Here is a 16,959-nt window from a genome sequence, read left to right as displayed (position 1 = left end):
GGAGATCAGCCGCAGGGGCAATGTCCGGCCATCGGTCCGATGCGAGAATGGATCAAGGGCAGCAGCTCGCCCGCCCCGGGGAGGACCCGGAAGGCCAAGAGCAGGGAGGGGCACCATGCGAACGCGTCGGTACACCGCGCCACTGATTTCCGGCGCGCTGCCGTGGACGCGCAACGACGGGCTCGTGGCCGTCGGGGCCGCGGTCGTGGACCTTCTCGGTTACCTGATCGGTAGCCAGACCGAGGGCGGTTCCGTCACGGCCCTCGGGGTCATCCTCGTCGTTCTGTCGGCCCTGCCGCTTCTGGCACGCCGTAGCCACCCGATGCCGGCGTTCATCGCGGTCCTGGCCCTTACTTCGGTGCTGAATCTGTCCTCGGCGCAGCCGAGCCACTTCGGCGCGGTCATCACGGTGGGTCTGTACTCGGCAGCCCGAGTCTGCTCCGCTCCGGTGACAGCGTTGGTGTCCCTCGCGACGGTGGCCCTGACGCTGCTCAGCCAGAGTTCCGGGCGGACCATATCGAGGACGGACGTCCTTGCCAACGTCATCGCCGTCGTCATCGTCGTCACAACGGCGATCGTGGTCAGCCGCTGGCAGCAGGAGGTCGCGGCGACCCGCAGGTTGCTGGCCGACCGCGCGGTTGCCGACGAACGGCGCCGCATTGCCCGGGAACTGCACGACATCGTGGCCCATCACATCACCACCATGCAGCTCATGGCCGGCGGGGCCCGAGCCAATCTCGCGGGCAACCCCGAAGCCGCGCGGGACGCGCTGCTCACCTTGGAGTCCTCCGGACGGATGGCCCTGGGCGAGATGCGGCAACTTCTCGACGTCCTTCGCGCCGGCGACGAACCGGAGCTCGCGCCGCAGGCACCCCAACCCGGAACCGGCGACATCGACCGCATCGTCACGGAGTCCCGGCTGGCGGGCCTTCCCACCGAGTTCCGCGTCTGCGGTCAGGAGCGACCGCTGCCGCCGACCGTAGGGCTCACCGTGTTCCGGGTCGTACAGGAAGCGCTCACCAACGCCCGCAAACACGCCGGTCGGGCCCGCGCGTCGGTACAGCTGACGTACCTCCCGGACCGGGTCAATGTTGAGGTCCTCGACGATGGCGCGGGCGCGCTGGTGCCCGTGGGGGCGCTGGAGACGGTAGCGGCGGCCCGGAGCGGCTACGGTCTGATCGGAATGCACGAACGTGTCGCCCTGCAGGGCGGCACCTTGGAGACCGGCGGGCTCGACGGCGGCGGATTCAGGGTGGCGGCCAGCCTGCCACTGGCACCGGACGAGAGAGAGGAACTCCTCCGATGAGCGGAGTTCCGCAGAAGATCACCGTGCTGATCGCCGACGACCAGCCGCTGGTACGGCGCGGCCTGGCACTCATCCTCGCTCCCGACCCGGCCTTCGAGGTGGTGGCCGAGGCCGAGAACGGCGAACAGGCCGTCGCCCTCGCGCGCCGGTTCCGGCCCGATGTCGTCGTGATGGACATCCGGATGCCGGTCCTTGACGGTGTCCAAGCGACCGAGCAGCTCGCCGACGCGCTTCCCGAGTGCCGCGTGCTGGCCCTGAGCACCTTCGACATGGACGAGTACGTCGTCGGCGCGCTCCGCGCCGGCGCCTACGGATTCCTGCCCAAGGACATCTCCCCGGAGGAGCTCGTCGCGGCGATCCACATCGTCCACACCGGGGAGGCCACCGTCGCACCCAGGCTGCTCACCCGGCTCATCTCCACCTACGTCAGAGCTCCGCACCGTCCACAACGACCCGCCATCGGTCTCGGCGAACTCACGCCCCGAGAGGTCGAGGTGTGGCGCCTGATCGCCACCGGCCTCGACAACGCCGAGATTGCCCGCGCGCTGGAGATCACTGTCTCGACCGTCAAGAACTACATCACCAGCATCTTCGACAAACTCAGCGTCCGTGACCGCGCCCAAGCGGTCATCGCCGCTTACGAATCGGGCCTTGTCGAGACCGGCCGGCAGTAGCGGTCGACGCGATCACCGGAACGGAGTCTGCTCACCGCGCACTGGCGCCGAAGGAAGCACCCACGTCCGGGCGTGCGAGCCTGGCAGCGTTCAAGGGATGGAGGTCGGGGGGCAGATGGTGCCGCGTTTGGTCATTCGCGAGGGCTACGCGGTGTACCGGGGGCCGTCCACGGACAGTTCCTTTCATGCCCACGCCGCATTCCAAGTCGCCATCGCCGTCTTTCCATGCGGCGGTGGAGCAACTGCGCCCCCTGCTGCGCCGTACGCCCGACATCGTGAGTACCACAATCAAGGACGCGGACGGCTGGAGTGCGATGGGCGAGATCACGATCGACTGACTGCGGGCTTCATCGGGGGCTGCGGGAGGCGGGTGCGTCCGTCATGACCGGCCGAGGGTGCGGGTATTTAGGGTGGGGTCATGACCACCACAACGTCCGGCCTCTCACAGCCTTTTGACCCGGCCGAGCTGATCGATGATCCCCACACCGTCTACGCACGGCTGCGCGAGGCCGGGCCCGTTCACCGGATCGCCGGTACGGACGGCCTGCCGGCCTGGCTGGTCACCCGCTATGCCGATGTGCGTCAGGCTCTGGCGGATCCGCGGCTCGCTCTCGACAAGCGCAACGCGCGACCCGGCGGATACCAAGGCCTCGCTCTGCCACCCGCGTTGGACGCGAACCTGCTGAACATGGACCCGCCGGACCATACCCGTATCCGACGGCTGGTCTCCCAGGCGTTCACCCCCCGCCGGATCGAAGAGCTGCGCGCCCCGATCCGGCGGATCGCCGACGACCTCCTGGACGCCGTCGCCCCGCACGGCCGCGCCGATCTGATCGCCTCGTACGCAGCCCCGCTGCCGGTGACCGTCATCTGCGACCTGCTCGGTGTGGCCCTATCGGACCGTCAGGACTTCAGGTCCTGGACCGACGCCCTCATCTCGCCGGACCCCGCCCAACCCTCGCGCGCCAGGGAAGCGGTCGGGAGCATGCTGGGCTACTTCACCCACCTGATCGCCGACAAGCGCAACCACCCGGCCGACGACCTGCTCTCCGCGATGATCGCCGCACGTGACGAGGGCCACCACCAGAGCCACCCGGGTGAGGACAGCGAGGACCGGCTCAGCGAGGACGAGCTGATGTCGCTGGCCTTCCTCATCCTGTTCGCCGGCTACGAGAACACCATCCACCTCATCGGCAACGCCACGCTGGCCCTGCTCACCGCCCCCGACCAACTCGACGCGCTGCGCGCGGACCGAAGCCGGCTGAGCGGCGCGGTCGCGGAACTCGCCCGGTTCGACGGGCCCGCGCCGCTGGCGATCCGTCGCTTCCCGCTGGAGGACATCACCATCGGCGGCGTCACGATCCCGGCCGGCGAGACCGTCCTGCTGTCGCTGGCCGCAGCCAACCGCGACCCCCACCAATTCGCCGACCCGGACCAACTGGACATCACCCGGGACGCCACCGGCCACCTCGCTCTCGGACACGGCATCCACTACTGCCTCGGCGCACCCCTGGCCCGTCTGGAGACCGAGATCGCCCTCGCCGCACTCCTCGACCGCTTCCCCCGCCTGGCCCTCGACGTTCCGTCAGACGCCCTGCGCCGGCGGCCCTCGATGCGAGCCCGGGGGCTGCTCAGCCTCCCCGTGCGCTTCTGACCGCTGCCCGCAGTTTCGGCACACCGCCGCCCGCGGCGGTGTGCCGTCCGGGAGCGGGCACGCTCGCCGGCCTGGAGTCCGGGCCGGGAGTCCGGGCCTGGCCGCGGTGCACGCCGCTCCTCCCAGGAGACCTGCACGAGTAGTTCAGCGTGCCGCGAACCGATCGAACGCGCCGTAAAGTGCCGCGCTCATTGTGGCGCTGCCCTTGTGCCCGGAATCGTCGACGACCACCAACTCCGCGCCGGGCCAGGCGCGGGCGAGTTGCCAGGCTGTGTCGAGGGGCCCGCTCATGTCGAGGCGGCCATGGATCAGGATGCCGGGAATGCCCGCCAGGCGGCCCGCGTCGCGGATCAACTGGCCATCCTCCAGCCAGCCCCCGTGAGCGAAGTAGTGTGCGCAGATCCGCACGAACGCCAGCTTGGCCAGGGGCGGCCTGTCGCCGTAAGGGGTGGGCGCGCCGTTGGGTTCGGCGGACAGGACCGCGTCCTCCCAGGCACACCAGTCGATCGCGGCCTTGGTCCGTACGTCCCGGTCGGGATGGTTCATGAGACGCGCGTACGCCCCGACGAGGTCGCCGTCGCGGTCGGCTTCGGGAACACCGTCGCGAAACCGCTCCCACGCCTCGGGGAAGAACCGGCCAACGCCGCGGTAGAGCCAGTCGATCTCGGTGCGACGGGTACTGGTGACGGCGACGAGGACGATCTCCGACACCCGCTCCGGGTGTCGCTCGGCGTAGGTGAGGCTGAGCGTGGAGCCCCAGGAGCTGCCGACGAGCAGCCACTTGTCGACACCGAGTTGCTCGCGCAACTGCTCCATGTCGGCTATGAGGTGCTCGGTGGTGTTGAGCTCCATGTCGGTGGCGGGGTCGCTCGCGTGGGGTGTGCTGCGGCCGCATCCGCGCTGGTCGAAGAGGATGATCCGGTAGCGCTCGGGGTCGAAGGCCCTTCGGGCGCCGGTCGAGCAACCCGAACCGGGGCCGCCGTGGACCACCAGGGCGGGCTTTCCCTCAGGGTTGCCGCAGACCTCCCAGTAGACGAGGTTTCCGTCTCCGGTGGCGAGCATGCCGTGGTCGTAGGGTTCGATCGGCGGGTAGGGCGAGGCCATGGTCCGACTCTAACCGCCGTGCCGGGCCGACCACGGAACAGCTGTCGGTTCGCCTGCCGTGGGCGTCCCGCCCGGTTGACCCTCGCCAAGGCGCCCAAAGCGCCCAAGCCGAGCACTGTCAGTAACTCCGGTCCTGCGGGGCGAAGATGCCGACCAGCGTGCGGAAAGCCGCACGATAGGGGCTGGGGGTGGTGCCGGTCGCTGGGTGGAAGTGATGGCGCAGGTTGGCCGGCGTGCCGAGCCCGGTTCGTACCGCGATCTGCTCGACTGGCATGTCCGAGTGCTCCAGGAGCCCTTGGGCCCGCTGCACACGGGCTCGCAGAAGGAACTGGGGGGGCGTGACACGTGTTCGGGCGCGGAAGCGCCGGTTCAGGCTGCGGACGCCGGTTCCCGCCTCTACGGCGATGTCCGAGAGGGTCAGCGAACGGTGGACGTTGGACTCCATCCACGACATGTCGGTCCGAAACCATGATCCGTCCGTGGCAGACCGGGGCCGTTGCAGTCGTACGGCAGACCGCGCCGGCGAATCTGGCCGGCCGCGGCAGGTCAACCAAGAGGGGGCTGCCGGAACCGCCGGTCCTTGACCCGCCCGTGACAAGCGGTGGCTTCGTTGGTGCCGACCAGTCTGCCTCGGAAGCACCGGAAATCCGGCTCACACCGCGTCGACGGTGACGACTACTGAGCTTCGGCACAACCCGTCGGTGAGCCAGCCGCGCGGAAAGCTCGGGGGCGGGCGAAGCTGGAGGCATGGACACTACGATGCGGCTGGCCCAGCAACCGGAAGCGGACGCCCTGCTCGGCCGCAGCCCCCTGGCGGCACTGGTCGGCATGCTGCTGGACCAGCAGGTGCCGATGGAGTGGGCGTTCTCGGGGCCGTACACCATCGCCCAGCGGCTGGGTGCCGAAGATCTGGATGCGCATGCCATTGCCGCCTACGACCCGGAGGCGTTTGCGGCCCTGCTGTCGGAGAAGCCGGCCGTACACCGCTATCCGGGATCGATGGCGAAGCGGGTCCAGCAGCTGTGCGCGTACCTGGTGGAGCACTACGACGGGGACGCGGCGTCCGTGTGGACGGGCGTGGGTACGGGCGAGGAACTGTTGCGACGGCTCAAGGATCTGCCCGGCTTCGGGGAGCAGAAGGCACAGATCTTCCTGGCGCTGCTGGGCAAGCGACTGGGCGTACGCCCGAAGGGGTGGCGAGAGGCGGCGGGCGGCTACGGGGCTGCCGGGGTCTACCGCTCGGCTGCCGACATCACCGGACCGGAGTCACTGGCGAAGGTACGGGCGCACAAGCAGGAAATGAAAGCGAAGGCGAAGGCCGCCAAGGCCGACAACTGAGGTGCGTAACCGAGTGGCCCTTTCGGGCCGCAGCCCGGAGCCCACCCGCAGCCCGGAGCCCATCCGCAGCCCGGATCCCGCCCGCTGACCGAGCCGGCCCCGGCCCACCGGCTGCGTGGGTCCGAGGCCCTCAGGAGCCATACGGCAGGCTCAGGCGGCAAGGTCAGGCGGCGGGGCCGAACGGTCGCGTTTGCGGGCAGGCGGCCGGTCAGCTGTAGGCGTGGGTGCCCAGCATGGTTACCACGGTCTCGAACGGGCTGTGCGCGGCGGTGGCACTCTCCGCGGCCGGCTCGGGTGCGGGGCGGCAGGTGAAGCCGAGCCGGGTCATCGCCCGGGTGATCTGATCGGCGGTGAAGTCACGCCGGTCCTGCCGAGTGAGGATCTGGCCGACCTGCTTCACGGGGTAGGTGCGGCGGCTGATGATCACGGATTCTCCGGTGACCGGTTCGGGCTTGATGCCCCGCATCGTCTCCTGCACCTCGCTCTTCACCAGGTCGAAGGAACAGCCGGCGATGACGCAGCGCATAGGACCTCAGCAAGAAGAGGGAACGATCGGAATGATCAGAGTCCCACACCCAAGCCCGGTCAGGAAGGACAAACCGCCGGTTGAAAATCCCACACAGCGGCAGAAAGCGGTTTCGTCCCGCGTCGGCGCCCAGCGGATGAACGCAGCCGTGATGCCCTTGCGCCTGGCTCATCGTGACCTTGCGTGGGCCCCGCATGAGGGCTCATGAGGGGTGGTGACATGGTGGCTACCTCCGGATCACTGGATGCCCCCGGCTCGGAGACGCACCAGGGGCATCCATCGAGAAGAAGGCAAGGTCGACATGGCAGATCTGTTCACGGTGAGGGTTACCGTCCGCGGCTACGAGACCGATGCGCAGGGGCATCTCCATGGAAACGTCTACTTGCAGCATGCGGAACACGCGCGTTGGGAACAGCTGCGGGCTGCGGGTCTCCAGCAGAGCGAGCTGCTGGCGCAGGGCGTCGGTCCGGTGAATCTGGAGAGCACGATCCGGTACCACCGCGAACTGGTCGCGGGCGATGATGTGGACATCACCTGCGCGTTCGTCTTCGGTGAGGGCAAGTCGTTCCGTGTCGAGCAGCTCTTCCACCGCCCGGACGGCACCCTCGTGGCCGAGGTGTTCAACGTCGGCGGGCTGCTCGATCTGAAGACGCGCAAGCTGGTTGTGAACCCCCGCGAGTACTTCCGCGCCGCAGCTTCCGAGCCTGCTGTCCTTGGTCTCTGACGCGCGTCGACTCGGAGAGTCGACGGGGAACCGCTCGGATGGCCGGCGAGTCGCTGAGGTCAGCCGACCCACGTTCCGGTGAGGGTCTGGACGGCGGAACCGTCGAGGTCGGCGAGCTTGGTGGCGGTGAAGTCGCGGGCCCAGTCGGAGGTCTGGATGCGGAAGGCGGGCCGGTCGGCGGTGAGTGCGTCGATGATCGGGGCGGCGGCCTCGGCGGGGGTCTGCGCGTTGCCGAAGGACTTCATGGTCCGGTCGATGTAGGTCTGCAGCGCCGGACCGTACGGGCCGGCTTCCGCAGTCATTGTCGCGACGTCGATGCCCAGGCTGGCGACGAACTCGCTGGCCACGGCGCCCGGTTCGACCACGGTCACCGAGACGCCGACGGTGCCGGCCACCGGGGCGAGCGACTCCATGAAGCCCTCGACCGCGAACTTGGCGGCGCAATATGCCTCGTTGAACGGCTGTCCGACGACGCCACCGACACTGGTGACCGTCAGGATCCGTCCGTGTGACGCCCGCAGGTGCGGCATCGCGGCCCGGGTGACCTCCACGACGCCGAAGAAGTTGACCTCCATCGCCGCGCGGACGTCCGCGACCGTGCTCTGCTCGATGGTGCCCACCTGTCCGGCTCCGGCGTTGTTGACCACCGCGTCCAGCCGGCCGTGTTCGGCGATCACCTCGTCCAGGCAGGTGGCCACGGAGGCGGCGTCGACCACGTCGAGGCGCTTGATCTGGATCCGGTCGGCGACTCCGGCCTCGGCGGCAGCCGCGCGCAAGGCGTCGGCCTTGCCGAGGTCGCGCATGGTGGCGACGGTCAGCCACCCGGCCTGAGCTGCGGCGACAGCGGCGGCCAGGCCGATACCGGAGGAGGTGCCGGTGATCAGGACGGTCTTCTGGGGCTGGACGGACATGCGGGCCTCGTCTCCGCCGAAGATCGTCGGTCGACCTCGGCATGTAGTGTGCGTGCACACACACCATACGTCTGTGTGTGCACGCACGCAAATCGCGTAGGATTGCCCCATGCCACGTGCCGACATAAACCTGGGTGATCTGGCCGCCCGAGATCACGCCTTCTACGGGCTGGTCTGGGCCGGCACCACGCTCACCGCGCGCGTCGACCGCGCCCTCGTACGCGCCCATGACCTTCCGCTGTCCTGGTTCGAGGTGATGCTGTGGCTGCACGGTCAGAGCGAACCGGTGGCAGCTTCCGACCTCGGGGCGAAAACCCTCCTCAGCCGCAGCCAGGTCTCCCGCGTCGCGGACGCGCTGCAGGCCCGCGGTCTGGTCGAGCGCACCACCGCCCCCACTGATGCCCGCTCGGTCCGGATCGCACTGACCCCGGTCGGGCGCGAGGCCTTCGCCGCAGCCGATGCCACCCGCAGACAAGCCCTGGCCGAGGTCTTCAACGACCTTCTCGACGACGACGACATCGAGGCACTGGAGGCCGTCTGGGCGAAGCTGAAACAGCGCCATGTCGGCTGAGTGCCTGGTTCTGCGGTTCCGCCATGTCGGCCGGGGACGCGTGGACGCGCCGGCTGAGAACTGAGGGGCGTCACCGTACGTCGGGTTCATCGCTCTTCGGCCGTCCCGTCAACCCCTGCGCCGCCGGGACGTAGGACCGCAGCCGCGGTTGTCCGGCCTGTCTGTCTGGGTCCCGGACGTCATTGTTCGAAAACTCTGGTTTCCCGCCTGCCTGCACCCCGCCCGGGGAAGGATGTTGCGCAACCGCACCGGTCGAGGGGGAGGACGGGGAATGGGCATTTTCGGGCGCAAGAGACGGCCTGCGGACACGGGGCCGCTGGACACGTCACAGGACGCACGCCCGTCGGCGACGCCGCAGGACGCACGGCCGCCGGGGACGCTGCGGCCGGTCGGGCCGCAGGACCGGCCCCTGCCGGGCGGCGACGACGACGGGAGCCGCTGGATCTACGAGGTCGCGGGGGAGTACTCCTCGGAAACCTGGGCGCCACCGGAGTCGATCCGCCGCTGGTGGCGGGTTGACCGGGACGGAAACGAGCTCGAGGGCCCCGTCGAGAACGAGAACTTCGGACCTCCTCAGGACAATCTGCGCCGCGCCACCGACCCCGACGGCCCGCTGAGCTGGTTCCCCGACCCGGAGGCGACGGTCCGGGGCTGGCTGTCGATCACGCTCGGCCGGATCGCCGAGGGCATCGAGTTGCACTGGTTGCAAGTCACCGACACTCCACTCGTCCTCGCCGGCCACGACGCCTCGGACTTCGGCCCGCCCGACTTCGCCGGCAACCCGCCGCCGCGGATCGGTGTCGCCGTCCCCGTCGGCCTCGGCGTCCAACTGGCCGACCACGCGCCCACGGTGCTGTGGGGCCTGCTGCTCTGGGCGACGGTCAGCGAGGATCCGGCCGCCGACGCCAAGCAGAACGTCTGGTTCCGTCCCGACATCGGTGCGGATCGCGCCGACGAACTCCTGCGCATCGTCCTCCAGGCCCCGGACATTCGCTTCTGAGCAGCAGCAGCAGGAGCAAGGCCAGGACCAGGATCAGTAGCAGGGTCAGGGCCAGGACCAGGAGGTGGCAGTCGTGTCCGCATCGAGGGCGTCGTGAGCAGGCGGCGCTACGTGGCCAGAGGAGTGCCCGGCGGCTACCGGGTCTGGGACAACAAAGGGCGCCGGTGGTGGGGCGATCTCTATGAACTGTGCCCTGACGATCTCATCGCCGAGCTGAACGGTGCCGCCGACTTCGAGAAGGTCACCGCTCTCCTCAAGCACTACCGGGCCTTGAAGCGGTAGCGCCGCCTCCCGGCGGCACCGCCCTCAGCTCCTTTGGCGTGAAGCCGGGCTTCCGGACAGGAGTCGGGATCCGGTCGCGCCGGTCAGCAGCAGGCCGGCGATCATCACGAGGAGGGACAGGCCGGGGCCGGACGTCCAGTCGATGGCCGAGGCGTGGACGCCCAGTACGACAGCCGCGCCGAGCGCGACGCCGGGGACGGCGAGCAGCGCGGGTCGGACCCGGTGCAGGTCGTCCTCGGCCAGCGCCCCCAGGACCCCGACGCCGAGTGCGACTGCCCAGACTCCGAGCGCCTGCGCGTCGGGTCGGTTGACCGTCCATGGAACGAGGTCGCCCCAGAATCGCGGCACGACGAGCAGGCCTGCGCCGATGCCGAGCCATGATGATCCAAGGACGGCCAGGAGCGGCTTCGACCAGCCCGGCAGCGGAGCGATCCGCTCCTCGATCGGCAGGGCGGGCTTCGTGTACTGCCAGCCGACGCACGCGACGGCGCCCGCGGCGAGCACGCCGAGGACGGCGATCCAGCCGAGGCTGAACAGGACGAGGACCACGGAGCCGCCTTCCGCCGCCTGCAGGTCTCCGGCGTTGTGCAGGCTCACGGCGAGCAGGCCGACGAGAACGATGGCCAGCGGGAGGACGAGGGTGCGGACCTCCTCCCAGGCACGGGCCCGGCCGATCGTGAAGAGGCCGGGCGACACGCCGAGCATCGCCGCACCGATCAGTCCCGGCGTCAGCGCCTCCGGAGACTTCCACGCACCGAAGACGTGGCCGGCAAGGCTCACAGCGGCCATCAGCGCGCCGACCAGGAGGCTGACGATCGCCACGGCGACGGCCAGCATCGCCACAGCCGGAGTCAGTTCGCGGCCGCCGAAATCCTCCGTCGGTACGGCAGCGGGTTCCGTGGTGCCGGACACGTCCGTTTCCTCGGTCATCTGCGCTCCGTCTCAGATCGTCTCTCGCGTGGTCCGGGCACCGGCCGGAGTGGCCTGCGGGAGCAGCGGCGAGACCTGGCGCGCGCTGCGAGCGGTGGTCAGGCTCCGCCTCTTGACCAGCTCTCGGCCGTACATGACACGCAGGCTGACCACGGCGGTGGCCGCGAAGGCCAGCATTCCGCAACCGATCCCAACTCCCGCCGACAGCGCGGTCGCCCGGTCGAGATCCAGGTACCGCTCAAGGGGCAGTGCCGCGGTGGCGGAGAGCACCGGAGCCAGGCACAAGGCGGCCAGATGCACGCGCCACTCCTCGCGCGCCCAGGTCCTTCCCTGCCGGCCCGAGCGGCGCTGGCTCACGAACATGACGGCGTACGCCGCGACGTACGGCACCAGATACGCCGCCAGCAGACGGTGTCCATCCGCGCCCCAGCCCAGGTAGGACCTGACGATCCAGACCATGGCGGCAGCGCCGACGACATGCGCCACGACGAGCACGGACGTCGGCACCCAGGTCCCGGCGACGCCGGCCACCTTCGTCCGCCTGTCCATCGCGCGGGAGGCGAGCAGCGAACCGAAGACCACCACGGAGCCCAGGTGCATGATCGCCACCCGGTTGATGTCCTCCATGGAGAGGCCGGGGAGGATCCAGGGGAGTGCGCCCCATTCGAGGCGCAGCAGCGGCGCCGTCATGAGATAGCCGTAACACAGGAGCATCCACCGCTGGTGCAGGTCCGGGAACCTCCCGACGGCGGCGAAGATGCCGAACGTCACGCTCATCACCGTGCCGACCAGGATGGTGGCGAGATCGATCCAGAACGCCGCCCCGCTGAACGCGTCGGCCGGCGCCGTGCGGACCAGGTAGATCGCCGCGCCCGTCATCGAGACGTACACCGTCAGTGCGAACACCACCCCCGTGGCACGGTGCAGCCGGGTGCGCCGCCGGACCGCCGTGAGGAGTTGGACGGGCCCGAGCAGCATCAGGGCGCCGCCGAGGACGGAGTGGATGATCATCGGCAGCAGGGTGTGACGGTACGGTCCGACCCTCGTCGCCACGGCGTCGGCGACGTAACGCGCCGACGTCATGCTGGACAGGAACCGCTCCCCGAGCGCCGGCGCGCCGGGGTGCGCGTAGGGCCACAGTTCGGTCATCGCGATCGGTGCGTAGCCCACGCAGAGGACCACCAGGGCGATCGTGGCCACCCGGGTCCAGGGGATGCTCCTCGGACGGTGCACGGCGGCTCCCTCGGTCCCGATCCTCGATAGTCCTGTCTGGACTATCGAGACGGTAGGGGCGTCCGCCGGTGTGGTCAACCTCCGCGGCATCACGATCCGCGCTGGTCCACCCACCGCCAGAAATCGACCATCATGCGCTCGTAGCGGAGCCCGAACTCCAGCGCCTCGCGCTGCCCCGGCGTGAGCAGGTCGCCCACGCTCTCGGTGAGTTGCTCGTACTCCGCGAGAGTGCGGTGATGCTCGGCGATCTGCACCGGAGCAATCACCTCCGGTCTGGCGCCGAACCACAGTTTCAGGATGCCGCGCTCGCGCGCCTCGACCGGTACGAACGCCGGGTCGGCGAGCCACTCCTCCAAGGCCGACTTACCGGCCGGCGTCACCTTCATCACCCGTCGGTTCCGGGCGTTCGTATCGCGGACCTCCGACAGCAGGCCCGCCCCCAACAGACGGTCGCACTGCGCATACACCTGCGCATGGGGCATCGACCAGAACGGAGCCACCGTCCGCGCGGCTTCGACCTTCACGTCGTACGGGCTGGCTTCCCCCAGCTTGTCGATGATGCCGAGCACGAGGAAAGAAGGAGGAGTCAACCGCACATCAGCCATGCCACGACCGTATCGCGGCGAACAGCGAGGGAGCGCGGCGTCGATCACGGGGATCACCGAGCAGCGGGAGCGGACCCGATGACCACCACGCGTGCCCACTCGGGCGGTGAGTCCGGCACGTAATCGGGATCGTCCTCGTCCGACGACCGGGCGGCCCGCTGCCGCGGGAACAGACCCACCACCGTCCGGCACGGCGGTCGTGTGCTCGGCCAGGGCGTCTGCCCGTCGGTCAGGACCACGATGACATCCGGTCGGGACGCGGCCCGGAGCGCCTTGGCGAAGCCCGAGCGCAGATCCGTACCCCCACCGCCCAACAGCGGAATCCCCTCGGAACGGCACAGCGGATGCACGACATGGGCCGCCGCGTCGCACGGCACCACGGTGACCAGGTCGCGACGGCCGCCCACGGCACGGGAGATCGCGGCAACCTCCAGGAGCGCGCTGCCCAGTTCGGCGTCACTGACGGAACCGGAGGTGTCGATGACGACCGAGACCCGAGGCGGCCTGCGCCGGAGACTCGGCAGAACAACGCCGGGCACCCCGACCGAGCGCCGCGAGGGCCGGCCGTAGGTGTAGTCCTCGCCCGCGCCGGAGCCCGAGGCTGCCGAGCGGACCGCCGCTCCCAGCAAGTGCCGCCACGGCTGCGGCGGTTGGAACGCCTCCTCCGCCCACCGCTGCCACCCCTTCGGGGCCCTCCCCGGCCGGCCGTTGATGCCCTGCGCCACCCGGAACCGGACCGCGTCCCGTTCCTGCTCGCTGAGGCCGTGCGCACCGTCCGGTCCCAGGTCCCACCCCCGGTAGAGTCCGTCGGCGCCACTGCCGCAGTCCAGCCAGGCCAGGCTCTGCGTACACGGCCCGAGACTGAACTGGCGCAGATAGTCCTCCATGAGCTGCCCCTTGGGCAGCCCCAAGGACCCGGGCTCGACAGCACCTTCGGGCCGGACCAGTCCGTCACCGAACGCGTCGTCGTTGATCTCGCAGTCCGCGGCGATGTTCATCCGCAACCGTTCCCCCCGGCCAGTCAGCCCGCGCTCGCGCGCGACCCGGTCACTGCGCCCATGGTGGTCGCGCAGCAGATGCGACACTTCGTGCACCCACACTCCGGCGAGTTCCTCCACCGGCGTCGCATCCACGAACGCCGGCGAGACGTAACACCGCCAGTTCCGGTCGACGGCCATCGTCGGCACCAGCCGCGACTCGACGGTGTGCAGGGCGAACAGAGCCGTCGCCAGATAGGGCCGGACCCGCGCCGCGTGCAGTCGGGCGGCGAAGAGCTTGTCGAGGTCGAGAATCCCCGGAGCGTCCTGGATCATCGGCCGGCCTTCGTGGCGACCGCGGCCCTCGCCGCCGCGCGGTCTGCCCGCTGCGACAGGGACACCGCTCCGGCGAGCCCCGCGATCGCCTCCGGAACGTCCCAGTCCTCGTGGCGCAGGGTGGCGAGTGTGGTCGCGGGGACGACCACCAGGTCCGGCGCTCCGGTCTCCACCGCCCGGGCCAGCAGCGCCCACGCCGCGTCCCAGCGGGACTTCTCCGGGCGCTTGCGGACCGCCTCCACCACACCGTCGAGCACGGCTTGACGCAGATCCCCCCGCTCGGGGAGGGAGGAACCCGCGGGGTCCGCGAGAAGCGTCTCGGGGTCCGGGAGATCCATCCGGTCCAGGCTCGCCAGCAGCTCCAGTCCCGGACCGTCTCCCACGGTGCCTCTGACCAGCAGGGAGAGAACCTCCCGGGAGGAGCCGGCCGCGGTCGCGAAGGCGATGAGGCAGAGCGTCATCTCCCAGCTCCGGGGTGACGGCCAGGCGCCGCCCCGGCGCGTTTCACTGCTGGGCAGCCGGTGCACGAGCGTGGGGCGGGCGGAGAGCAACCCGCACACCGCGCGACGGGCGAAGTGCACGGCCTCCGACAACCTCGCCGGGTCGAGCCGCGGCAGGGTCGCCCGGGGCCAGGTCCCGCCGAGGCCGCGCACCACGACCTCGTGGTCGTGGGTCCACTGAAGATGCACGAAGCGGTTGGCCAGCGGCGGGCTCAGCTCCCAGCCGTCGGCCGCCGAGGACCGCGGATTGGCGGCGGCCACGATCCTGACGCCGGGCGGCAGTTGCAGGGCGCCGATCCGCCGCTCGAGCACGAGGCGGAGCAGGGCGGCCTGAACGGCCGGTGGCGCGGTGGACAGCTCGTCCAGGAACAGCAGCCCTCGGCCGGCTCGCACGAGTCGAACCGCCCAGTCCGGCGGGGCCATCGGGACACCGTGTTCCGCGGGATCGTCGCCGATGACGGGCAGCCCGGAGAAGTCGGACGGCTCGTGCACACTGGCGATCACCGTGGTCAGCGGAAGGTCCAGGGCCGCGGCGAGCTGGGTCAGGGCCGCGGTCTTGCCGATGCCCGGCTCGCCCCACAGAAGCACGGGCAGGTCGGCGGCCACAGCCAGCGTCAGGGCCTCCAGTTGTGTGTCGGGGCGGGGTTCGGTGGTCGCGTCGCGCAGCAGGCTGAGCAACTCCCCTGCGACGTCCAGCTGGGAGGCATGGGTCGGCTCGGAGGGGGCGCCGGTGGTGGCGAACGGGGTGCATGTGGGCATGTTTGATCACCTATGGGTTCGTGGTGGGTCGAGCGGGTACAGGGGACGCAGGCCCCAGAGGTCAGCGGAACGCCTTCTGGCGTGGGCGTGGGTAGTGGTCGCCGGGGCTTTGACGATCCGGAGGAATACGGCCGGGCCCGGGTCCGATCAGCCCCGATCGGTACAGCCCGTAGGCGATCCGCCGGGCTGCGGCCGTCTCCAGTTCGTCCCGCAGAGCGCCGGCGCGCAGCAGTGCGTCAGGGCCCAGCAGGCCCTCGACGACGGCCAGCGCACCGTCGGTGTCGCCATGGTCCAGGCGTTCGCGGACGCCGGTGAGGCAGTTCGGCCGACGGTGCGCCTCATCGATCGCCCGCAGGCAGGGAAGCGGAGTGCCGGTCAGCGCGACCAGCAGTTCCTCCCGGCGGATCTCGGCCGGGTCGTGGTCCAGCGGGGCCAGCACTCCGTCGACCAGGCCGATCCGGTGCTCAGCTCCCCGGCACTCCACCAGGCGCGGTTGTCCTGCCCAGTCGGGGTTCCGGGAGGAACCGGCCGGTGAATGATCCGGTACCAGTGCCGAGGCGACGAGCGGGTGCAGCCGGTCGGCCTCGATCGCACCGGTGCGGATCAGTTCCAGGTCGGGCAGCGCCCAGGCGGCGGCGTCGGGCAGGACCGGCAGCGAACAGGCGCTGCCGTCCACGGGCGCCGACGCGATCCGCAAGGCGGGCGGCTGGTGGCCGTCACCGTCTTCGACCAGGTGCAAGTAGAGGCGATGTCGGGCCCCGAACCGCACGGTGAAGGTACCGGTCGTCCGCCCTTCGGCCTGGAGCAGGATCTCTGCTTCGGCCGCCCACCGGTCAACGGCGCAGCGGTGCCCCTGCGATACCGCCCCGAGCACTTCCGGATCCAGCAACTCCTGGTCCTGCAACTCCTGGTCGAGCACCGGGTGGCCGGCGGGGGGCAACCGATCGGCCCCGGACCGGATCCGCAGCTCATCGGTCCTGCGCGCGTCCCACAGGTGGCGGTGCAGGTCGAGGCGGAACCGCCGATTGGGACGGGGGTGCGGATGGGGATGCCGCTGGCGGGAGGCGCCGACCCCGGAGTGGGATCCCTCCCACAGCGCGAGGCTGATCCGCTGGCCGGCATCCGCCCAAGCCGGCGGAGTCCGAGCCACGAGGTGTATCGGGCTCGCGCCGGCACACCCCGGGGCGTCGTAGCGAGCCAGGGCTACGGTCAGGCCCGGGCGCAGCAGGCCGTTGGGAGCGATGCGCGGCATGTGCCAGCGCAACAGGTCAGGCGCCAGATGGCGGAGATCGGCCCGGATGCGGGCTGCGAGATCATGGCCATGGGCCCGCGCCACGGAACGCAGATTGAGATCGACATCGATGCCCGCGGCGGCGCACGCTCCTGCCCAGTCCCCGGCACGGCGGCGGGCGGTCGCAGTCTCGATCATGGACGGCGGCACGGCGAACTCGCGCACGCGCAGCCAGAGGGAAAGGCGGGAATCCCCATTCGCGGTCTGAGTGAGCATCAGCACTCACCTTGCGCGGATG

18 protein-coding genes are annotated in these 16,959 nt (G+C 70.3%); 8 read left to right on the top strand and 10 right to left on the bottom strand.

The window, feature by feature from the left end:
* Positions 1 to 115: 115 nt before the first annotated feature.
* From AC07DC_RS00790 to AC07DC_RS00780, 3 genes are all read left to right on the top strand, one after another.
* Positions 116 to 1,306 (top strand): sensor histidine kinase, encoded by a 1,191-nt coding sequence (locus AC07DC_RS00790; protein ID WP_478910534.1) that lies wholly within the window; start codon positions 116 to 118, stop codon positions 1,304 to 1,306.
* Entirely contained in the window at positions 1,303 to 1,980 is a 678-nt protein-coding gene (locus tag AC07DC_RS00785) for a response regulator (protein ID WP_478910532.1), read from the top strand. Before AC07DC_RS00790 ends, AC07DC_RS00785 begins: the two co-directional genes overlap by 4 nt.
* Positions 1,981 to 2,398: 418 nt before the next feature.
* A complete protein-coding gene (locus tag AC07DC_RS00780) occupies positions 2,399 to 3,634 on the top strand; it encodes a cytochrome P450 family protein (protein ID WP_478910531.1) in 1,236 nt (411 codons plus the stop codon).
* A 144-nt stretch (positions 3,635 to 3,778) separates the two neighbouring features.
* Here the strand turns inward: AC07DC_RS00780 and pip are convergent, their stop codons facing one another.
* Positions 3,779 to 4,738, bottom strand: a complete 960-nt coding sequence (gene pip, locus AC07DC_RS00775) for a prolyl aminopeptidase (RefSeq protein ID WP_478910529.1) — start codon at positions 4,736 to 4,738, stop codon at positions 3,779 to 3,781.
* A gap of 118 nt (positions 4,739 to 4,856) precedes the next feature.
* Positions 4,857 to 5,183 carry a helix-turn-helix domain-containing protein gene (locus AC07DC_RS00770; RefSeq protein WP_478912560.1) on the bottom strand — a complete coding sequence of 109 codons (327 nt, stop codon included), beginning with the start codon at positions 5,181 to 5,183 and terminating at the stop codon, positions 4,857 to 4,859.
* Between the two features lie 302 nt (positions 5,184 to 5,485).
* On the opposite strand from AC07DC_RS00770, the gene AC07DC_RS00765 reads away from it, so the two are divergent.
* On the top strand, positions 5,486 to 6,076 hold the full coding sequence (locus AC07DC_RS00765; protein WP_478910527.1) for an HhH-GPD-type base excision DNA repair protein: 591 nt from the start codon (positions 5,486 to 5,488) through the stop codon (positions 6,074 to 6,076).
* Positions 6,077 to 6,284: 208 nt separating this feature from the next.
* Here AC07DC_RS00765 and AC07DC_RS00760 read toward each other — a convergent pair whose 3' ends face one another.
* Positions 6,285 to 6,602 carry an SCO5918 family protein gene (locus AC07DC_RS00760; RefSeq protein WP_478910525.1) on the bottom strand — a complete coding sequence of 106 codons (318 nt, stop codon included), beginning with the start codon at positions 6,600 to 6,602 and terminating at the stop codon, positions 6,285 to 6,287.
* A gap of 301 nt (positions 6,603 to 6,903) precedes the next feature.
* Here AC07DC_RS00760 and AC07DC_RS00755 point away from each other — a divergent pair, with 301 nt between their 5' ends.
* Positions 6,904 to 7,326, top strand: a complete 423-nt coding sequence (locus tag AC07DC_RS00755; RefSeq protein WP_478910524.1) for an acyl-CoA thioesterase — start codon at positions 6,904 to 6,906, stop codon at positions 7,324 to 7,326.
* 59 nt (positions 7,327 to 7,385) lie between these two features.
* On the opposite strand, the gene AC07DC_RS00750 is transcribed toward AC07DC_RS00755, so the two are convergent.
* The gene (locus AC07DC_RS00750) at positions 7,386 to 8,237 is read right to left on the bottom strand and encodes an SDR family NAD(P)-dependent oxidoreductase (protein WP_478910522.1); all 852 of its coding nucleotides are present in this window, start codon (positions 8,235 to 8,237) and stop codon (positions 7,386 to 7,388) included.
* Between the two features lie 109 nt (positions 8,238 to 8,346).
* Between AC07DC_RS00750 and AC07DC_RS00745 the strand changes: the two genes are divergently transcribed.
* From AC07DC_RS00745 to AC07DC_RS00735, 3 genes are all read left to right on the top strand, one after another.
* Entirely contained in the window at positions 8,347 to 8,808 is a 462-nt protein-coding gene (locus tag AC07DC_RS00745; RefSeq protein ID WP_478910520.1) for a MarR family winged helix-turn-helix transcriptional regulator, read from the top strand.
* 271 nt (positions 8,809 to 9,079) lie between these two features.
* Positions 9,080 to 9,808, top strand: a complete 729-nt coding sequence (locus AC07DC_RS00740; protein WP_478910519.1) for a hypothetical protein — start codon at positions 9,080 to 9,082, stop codon at positions 9,806 to 9,808.
* 93 nt (positions 9,809 to 9,901) lie between these two features.
* Positions 9,902 to 10,090, top strand: a complete 189-nt coding sequence (locus AC07DC_RS00735; RefSeq protein WP_478910517.1) for a hypothetical protein — start codon at positions 9,902 to 9,904, stop codon at positions 10,088 to 10,090.
* A 24-nt stretch (positions 10,091 to 10,114) separates the two neighbouring features.
* On the opposite strand, the gene AC07DC_RS00730 is transcribed toward AC07DC_RS00735, so the two are convergent.
* The 6 genes from AC07DC_RS00730 to AC07DC_RS00705 all read right to left on the bottom strand — a co-directional run bounded on the left by AC07DC_RS00730 (position 10,115) and on the right by AC07DC_RS00705 (position 16,937).
* Positions 10,115 to 11,020 (bottom strand): hypothetical protein, encoded by a 906-nt coding sequence (locus tag AC07DC_RS00730; RefSeq protein ID WP_478910515.1) that lies wholly within the window; start codon positions 11,018 to 11,020, stop codon positions 10,115 to 10,117.
* Between the two features lie 12 nt (positions 11,021 to 11,032).
* Positions 11,033 to 12,253, bottom strand: coding sequence for a DUF2306 domain-containing protein (locus tag AC07DC_RS00725; RefSeq protein WP_478910513.1), 1,221 nt, complete (start codon positions 12,251 to 12,253; stop codon positions 11,033 to 11,035).
* An 89-nt stretch (positions 12,254 to 12,342) separates the two neighbouring features.
* Positions 12,343 to 12,858, bottom strand: a complete 516-nt coding sequence (locus tag AC07DC_RS00720; RefSeq protein WP_478910511.1) for a PadR family transcriptional regulator — start codon at positions 12,856 to 12,858, stop codon at positions 12,343 to 12,345.
* A gap of 53 nt (positions 12,859 to 12,911) precedes the next feature.
* Positions 12,912 to 14,171 carry a vWA domain-containing protein gene (locus AC07DC_RS00715; RefSeq protein ID WP_478910510.1) on the bottom strand — a complete coding sequence of 420 codons (1,260 nt, stop codon included), beginning with the start codon at positions 14,169 to 14,171 and terminating at the stop codon, positions 12,912 to 12,914.
* Positions 14,168 to 15,430, bottom strand: a complete 1,263-nt coding sequence (locus AC07DC_RS00710) for an AAA family ATPase (RefSeq protein ID WP_478910508.1) — start codon at positions 15,428 to 15,430, stop codon at positions 14,168 to 14,170. The genes AC07DC_RS00715 and AC07DC_RS00710 overlap by 4 nt, the downstream gene beginning before the upstream one ends.
* 61 nt (positions 15,431 to 15,491) lie before the next feature.
* Positions 15,492 to 16,937, bottom strand: a complete 1,446-nt coding sequence (locus AC07DC_RS00705; protein ID WP_478910506.1) for a hypothetical protein — start codon at positions 16,935 to 16,937, stop codon at positions 15,492 to 15,494.
* Between the last annotated feature and the right edge of the window lie 22 nt (positions 16,938 to 16,959).

Source organism: Streptomyces sp. NPDC045021 (assembly GCF_056432645.1).
This window is presented reverse-complemented; position numbering and strand designations above follow the sequence as displayed.